Annotated in this window: 4 protein-coding genes; 2 read left to right on the top strand and 2 right to left on the bottom strand. The window is 37.0% G+C overall.

Features of this window, described 5'->3' with window-relative positions; translation table 11 throughout:
- Positions 1-409 precede the first annotated feature (409 nt).
- Both FC46_RS09725 and FC46_RS09720 read right to left on the bottom strand, forming a co-directional pair.
- Complete coding sequence (locus FC46_RS09725; protein WP_057800218.1) at positions 410-667, bottom strand: DUF2922 domain-containing protein; 258 nt, start codon at positions 665-667, stop codon at positions 410-412.
- A gap of 47 nt (positions 668-714) precedes the next feature.
- On the bottom strand, positions 715-927 hold the full coding sequence (locus FC46_RS09720) for a DUF1659 domain-containing protein (RefSeq protein WP_057800216.1): 213 nt from the start codon (positions 925-927) through the stop codon (positions 715-717).
- A 235-nt stretch (positions 928-1,162) separates the two neighbouring features.
- Here FC46_RS09720 and FC46_RS09715 point away from each other — a divergent pair, with 235 nt between their 5' ends.
- Together FC46_RS09715 and FC46_RS09710 are read left to right on the top strand one after the other, a co-directional pair.
- Entirely contained in the window at positions 1,163-1,669 is a 507-nt protein-coding gene (locus FC46_RS09715) for a SpoIIIAH-like family protein (protein ID WP_057800214.1), read from the top strand.
- A gap of 128 nt (positions 1,670-1,797) precedes the next feature.
- Positions 1,798-2,125, top strand: a 328-nt coding sequence (locus FC46_RS09710; protein WP_157046840.1) for an Rpn family recombination-promoting nuclease/putative transposase, incomplete at its 3' end; no start/stop codon positions are given.

Genomic DNA, 2,125 nt, shown 5'->3' with positions numbered 1-2,125 from the left:
GTAGTAGTCTTGCTGAAGGATCAGCATGCGTACAGGCATCACGCCTGAAGCATTTGTCCTATTACTTACCACGATTCATATTGTACTAACCTAAGAGCCAAAAGGCAAGCCAAACGGGTATATTTTTTTGTTTGTAATATTCTCATTTTTCGCGGTCCAATGCATTTTTCAGCATTTGGTATAGTCAAAAACCTTTATATAGCAATAAAGATGGATATATTACCCATCTTTACCTTTTCTTTGTATTTTTTATACAGATCTTTAAATTTTACAAGCTTTGTTACAAAATAAAGCAATTTTGTAACATTCGTTTTTGTATACGCCTACAATTTATCTGGATTTTTTTCTATCTCCAGCTACTATTTTTAACCTTCTGACTATCCTATATAAGCGCCATACTTCCTCTAAATTATGCTTGTTTATCTGCAGTAGTTGCAGAATCATCGAAGATAGTAGTAACGCCTCGTTCAACATATGCAGCAGATTTTGGCTTAGCATACATCACAACTCCATCCTTTTCAAAGACGCCGCTATCGGCAATCACCCTCATATTTTCACGTACTTCTTCTTCAGATACGTTATCTCTAGCACCTGCCAAAGATAATGTGCTAGTCTTGTTTTCACCGTTAGTAAAATTCAATCTCAAAGTCTTAGTAGTTTCAGTCATGTTCTCTTTTCTCCTTTATTTAATAATTTCGTCTCAGGTTCGCGATCTTAATCCTTCTTAATTGCGTGCTTGGTAATTAATGTAGCCTTGCCCAATTCATCCCCCATCAAGTTGCTAAGGGCTCCACCTACAGTAAGTAACTGATCAGCACCAGCATCGAACTTCACATTCTTGTACTCACGTGTCTTACCATTCTTGCCGTACTTACCTTCATTTACGTAGTTGAATTGCACTGATTGTGATAATTTTTCAAAAGCCATGTTTTTCAAAACCTTTCTTCATTAATCTAGATTCTCGTTTTCACTTTGGATGAAAATGATATAGGAAAACTTAAATTCTACTTTCATTAGATTTCTTTGTAATCAACCCGCGCGCCAGATGTCTTACACTATTAATAACCATTTGAGATGCAATTTTGTATCAACCATTTCAAACTTTTTCCTTTTTCCCTTAAAAATCGCTATAATTTGAGTAAACACATAGGAGGAAAAAATCTTGAAAAAATCAATTCTCTGGATCATCGTCTTCGCCGCTCTTGTTATAGGTGGCGGTGGCTATGTAATCACTCGCAATAATCAAGCGAGCCAGCCAGCACCTACCCAGTCTTCTAGCAAGACATCTAATAAGGAAAAGAAGTCTTCATCTTCTTCTATTTCCAGTTCCAGCTCTCAATCTTCTGAAGAATCATCTGCATCCAATAACAATAGTAGTGAAGCGAACTCTTCCTCATCCAGTTCTTCAGCTCAATCTTCTAGTTCGGTAGATACTGGTAACGCTGGCAAGCAAGGCGTTGGCAAACCTGGAGATCATACTGTTAACGGCAAGACCGTTGACCAAGATACAATTATTAACATGAGAGATAAGCTCAAGTCTCTTGGTTTTAACGAACAAGCCTGGAGTCCTCAAGACATTATTGACCTCTACCGCTTCGCTACCAGCCGCGGCCACAGCGATCCTGACCAATTAACCAAACAAGATGTTGAAGCATATTTGAATAAGTAATAATAGTAGATTTAGCCAAGTATCTATGAAGATGCTTGGTTTTCTTTTGCCTAAATTTCCATTTTCTAGAAATTTTCCGCCCTTTTTTGCGTATTTAGTAATAGAGGGCTATTTTTAGAAAGAAAGTTATGTCACATAAATTATCCAACCACGAAAAAGATATACTAAAGCGAGTTAAAATTACTAACGATGCCGTTTTTAAGTGGGTTATGGAACAAAAAGATAACTGCTTGAAGCTTATTCAAGCAATTCTGCCTGAATTGAATATTAAGAGTATTGAGTTCCATGCCCAAGATAAACTGCAGGAATACGAAAAATCTAAGTCAATCATCGCTGATGTTTTGGCTAAAGATGACAAAGGGCGACTATACGATATCGAGATGCAACAGACTGTTCCTATTAAACTAGGCAAACGGTTCAGATATTATCAGTCCGTTTTTGACGTTTCCAACATCA

Source organism: Lactobacillus kalixensis DSM 16043, assembly GCF_001434335.1.
In the GTDB taxonomy this organism is placed as follows: Bacteria; Bacillota; Bacilli; order Lactobacillales; family Lactobacillaceae; genus Lactobacillus; species Lactobacillus kalixensis.
The sequence above is the reverse complement of the archived record's forward strand: the minus strand, read 5'-3'. Positions and strand labels throughout refer to the sequence as shown.